The organism is Dietzia aerolata (assembly GCF_014144865.1).
GTDB lineage: Bacteria > Actinomycetota > Actinomycetes > Mycobacteriales > Mycobacteriaceae > Dietzia > Dietzia aerolata.
In genome coordinates, this window is record NZ_JAALDM010000250.1 from 3,053 (window position 1) to 6,159 (window position 3,107).

At 68.9% G+C, this 3,107-nt stretch carries 4 protein-coding genes; 3 read left to right on the forward strand and 1 reads right to left on the reverse strand.

Annotation, left to right across the window (positions count from 1 at the left end; genetic code table 11):
* The coding region (locus G6016_RS13950) for an SDR family NAD(P)-dependent oxidoreductase (protein WP_182633232.1) at nucleotides 1-821 on the forward strand (821 nt) is incomplete at its 5' end.
* A 46-nt stretch (nucleotides 822-867) separates the two neighbouring features.
* Here the strand turns inward: G6016_RS13950 and G6016_RS13955 are convergent.
* Complete coding sequence (locus G6016_RS13955; RefSeq protein ID WP_182633233.1) at nucleotides 868-1,818, reverse strand: alpha/beta hydrolase; 951 nt, start codon at nucleotides 1,816-1,818, stop codon at nucleotides 868-870.
* A 58-nt stretch (nucleotides 1,819-1,876) separates the two neighbouring features.
* Here G6016_RS13955 and G6016_RS13960 point away from each other — a divergent pair, with 58 nt between their 5' ends.
* Nucleotides 1,877-2,428: a TetR family transcriptional regulator gene (locus tag G6016_RS13960; protein WP_182633234.1), complete on the forward strand. Its 552-nt coding sequence runs from the start codon at nucleotides 1,877-1,879 to the stop codon at nucleotides 2,426-2,428.
* Between the two features lie 114 nt (nucleotides 2,429-2,542).
* Nucleotides 2,543-3,107 (forward strand): LLM class flavin-dependent oxidoreductase (locus G6016_RS13965; RefSeq protein ID WP_182633235.1); only part of this gene is annotated, 565 nt, incomplete at its 3' end.

Here is a 3,107-nt window from a genome sequence, read left to right on the forward strand (position 1 = left end):
GCGGTGTACCCGGCCGCAGCGCGATCGTCACCGGCGGCGGATCGGGCATCGGGGCCGCATTGGTGCGTGCGCTCGTGGCGGACGGCGCCCATGTGGTGGTGGCGGACATCGACGTCGACGCCGCGCAGGCAGTCGTCGACTCGCTTCCCGGAGCCGGCACCGGCTCGGTTGCCGGAGCGCGCGCCGCACGGCTGAACGTCACCGACGCCGCGGCCGTCGCGGCCCTGGTGGAGGAGGTGATCGGCGAGCACGGTGGGCTGGACCTGATGTTCGCCAACGCCGGCATCACCTGGGGCGGGGACACCGAACTGCTCACGCTCGAGCAGTGGAACGCCATCATCGACGTGAACATCCGCGGCGTTGTGCACTGCGTCCACGCCGCCTACCCGCACATGATCGCCCGGGGCTCCGGTTCTCTGGTGCTCACCTCCTCCATGGGCGGGTTGAGTCCGGCCGGGCTGCTGACGAGCTACGCCATGACCAAGCACGCCGTAGTGGGTCTGGGGATGTCGCTGCGCGCGGAGGCGGCGGGTCACGGTGTCGGGGTGACGGTGGTCTGCCCGGCGGCGGTCGACACCCCGATCCTCGACAAGGGCGAGCTCGGCGGGTTCGACGGCCGCCGCTACTACCTCGACGGCCAGGGCGTGCGTCGTCCACTCGACCCGGACGCGCTGGCACGCAGTGTGCTGGACGGCGTCTCCCGGAATCGTGCGCTGGTAATCGAGCCGGCGCGTGCGCGGGCCACCTGGCGACTGCAACGTCTCGCGCCCGGACTGATGGACCGGATGCTCACGCGCTACGTCCGCTCCGCCCGCAGCTAGCGGGGCACCGTTCCCGGAAGAGTCGGGGCTGTCCCTGGTGATGTAGTTATCGGGTGGCTCCGACGTGGCGGTTCAGGAAGTCGATCTGATCGGCCACGATGCGCTCGAAGTGCGGGTCCAGGTAGGGCTCGAAGTGCGTGCAGTCGTAGGTTTTGACCTCGCCTTTGGGGATGCGAGCCACGATTTTGCGCGCCTTGGCATACGGTGTGACGTCGTCCCTGATGGCCAGTTGGACCAGCGTTGGTGCGGTGATCTTGGCAGCGTGCCGGCCCGGGGAGTAGAACGGCACCCGCAATGCGATGCGGGCTGCGACATCGTTATCGGCCAGCAGTTCGTCGCGCTTGTCACCGGCCATCTTCAGTACCAGGTCATACGCGCCCGGTGAGGTCATCATGGCGACTTCGCCGGGTCGGCCGATGGACTTCACCCGGCGCGGCGGGCGGCCCAGCCATGCCCCCACCTGATCTCGCGCCGCCGCCCCCGCCAAACGAGCGACCAGTGCTGGGGATTGCGCGAACGCCGAGGCGGGACCGGTGACGTGCGGCACCTGCACGATCGCGGCCGCCAGTGCGTGGTCCCGGGCGGCGAGGTTCAAGACGTGACCGCCACCGAATGAGGACCCCCACCCGACCACCCGGGTGGTGTCGACGCCGTCGAGGCCGCGGGCGTAGGCCACCGCGGCGCGCCAGTCGGCATGCTGGGCAGCGATATCGAGGACCCGTCGAGGCTGCCCGTCACTCGCGCCCCAGGACCGGTAGTCGAATACCAATGCCGCGTACCCGGCCTGGGCGAACCGGGCGGCATAGGCGTCCAGGCGGAGCTCCCGGAACGCGGCGAACCCATGGGCTAACACCACGATCGGCGGGTTCTTCGCGCCGTCTGGACGGTAAAGCCACGCCGCGCATTCCACGCCCTCGGAGAGGAAGGTGACGTCGTGCCGGACATAGGTGTGCGCGGCCCTGGGCCCTCCGGGCGAAGCGGGCTCGTTGATCGTCATTCAAGAGACGCTAGCATTAGCTTGAATGCCATTCAAGAGGACCGCATAGGATCGGGTTGTGTCGAAGAACAGGCGACCCAAGGCGTCGCAGGAAAAGCGGGCGGAGATCGTCACCGCCGCCCGCACACTCTTTGTCGACGCCGGATACGACGCCACCTCGATGGGCCGCCTGGCCGCGGCGGCCGGCGTCGCCTCGAACACTATCTACTGGTATTTCGCGGACAAGGATGCCGTTCTGATCGCAGTACTGGACGACGTCATGGCCGATGCGTGGGCCCAGTACCAGTCGGTGGCCGCCGAACCTATCTCCGTGCGCTTGCTGTGGGTAGTGCGCCAGCTGCAGCAATTGAGCCGCCTGGTCAGCACTGTCCACGCCCGCGCCGAGCGCTCACCGTCGGTCGCGTTGTGGCACGACAACTTCCACTTGCAGACTTCCAGCCTGTTCCGCTTCGAACTCGAGGCCGCCGGCGCGGCCGCGGACAACCTGGATGCCGAAGTCACGATCGGCGTCTTCACCATCGAGGGGCTACTCATGCACCCGTTAAGCGAGGAGCAGCAGCGCACCGTCTGCGACGCACTCGCCGCGCGGTGGATCCCGCCGCCGCTTTAGGGTTCTGCGTGGGCAGCTGGCCAGCCGGCAGTCGAGTGGCGATGCCCCTGGCGGGCTGATGGCCAGCCCGGCGCAGCGCACCCATCTGGTTGACGCGTCATCTACTATGGGGGCATGAACTCACCCGCCTCCGCCCACGATCCCGCCGCGACCGCCTCGTCGTCGTCGCAGGGTTCTCCCGCCACCCACGACGTCACCTTTGGCCTCGACACCTTCGGCGATACGACCGTCGACCGCGACGGCCGCCCCGTCCATCACGCGCAGGTCCTGCGCGACGTCGTGGAGCAGGGCGTTCTGGCCGACCGGGTGGGCGTGGACGCGTTCGGCATCGGCGAGCACCATCGCCCCGACTTCGCCGTCTCCGCGCCCGACGTCATGCTGGCAGGCATCGCCACCCGCACCGAGCGCATCCTGCTGGGCTCCGCCGTCACCGTGCTCTCCAGCGACGACCCGATCCGCGTCTTCCAGCGCTTCTCCACCATCGACGCCCTGTCGAACGGTCGCGCCGAAGTGGTGCTGGGCCGCGGCTCGTTCACCGAGTCGTTCCCGCTGTTCGGCTTCGACCTGCAGCAATACGAGCAGCTGTTCTCGGAGAAGCTCGACCTGTTCGCCGCGCTGCTGCCGGAGGAGCCCGTCACCTGGTCCGGCGAACTGCGGCCCCCGCTCGTCGACCAGCGCG

Excerpts from the sequence above, each read along its gene's own strand:
- G6016_RS13955 (WP_182633233.1), bottom strand. The coding sequence starts at position 1,818 with ATGACGATCAACGAGCCCGCTTCGCCCGGAGGGCCCAGGGCCGCGCAC.